Source organism: Candidatus Symbiopectobacterium sp. NZEC135 (assembly GCF_025962695.1).
On record NZ_JAGFPF010001439.1, the window covers coordinates 1 to 542 of the forward strand.

The following is a 542-nucleotide window of genomic DNA, read 5'->3' on the forward strand; positions in this document are numbered from 1 at the left end:
GATTTCGTGATGGCGCTGTTTATGGCGTTTGGTGTCTCTTTCCAGGTACCGATTGCGATTGTACTGCTGTGCTGGAGCGGCGTGACCAACACGGAAGATTTGAAGAAGAAGCGGCCTTATGTGCTGGTCGGAGCCTTCGTTGTCGGTATGTTGTTGACGCCACCGGACGTGTTCTCGCAGACCTTGTTGGCGATTCCGATGTACCTGTTGTTTGAAGTTGGCCTGTTCTGCTCGCGTTTTTACGTGGGGAAAGGTCGCCGTCAGGTTGATGCAGAAGAACGCGAGGCAGAGGCAGAAGAGAGCAAAGAAGGCCCGTCGTCCTGAATCCTGTTGTGATCCCCGCCTAGGCGGGGATTTCCTCCCGATTACATCCGCCTCCCTTCAGGACACGCTCGCCAGTGCGGGAATGTCATTACCCATTCAGGAATGTCCATGTTTGATATCGGCGTCAATCTGACCAATAGCCAATTTGCTCACGACCGTGCTCTGGTCATTGAGCGTGCTCAGGCGCTTGCGGTGAGCGGGATGATCATCACCGGAAC

General features: G+C 54.6%; 1 protein-coding gene and 1 pseudogene. Both read left to right on the top strand.

All coding sequences use genetic code 11. The features are described 5' to 3' along the window. Positions 1-324: twin-arginine translocase subunit TatC (locus J5224_RS34715; protein ID WP_264629354.1), on the top strand; the 324-nt coding region annotated here is incomplete at its 5' end. Between the two features lie 108 nt (positions 325-432). Then, a pseudogene (locus tag J5224_RS34720) lies at positions 433-542 on the top strand (hydrolase TatD); the annotation flags it as partial.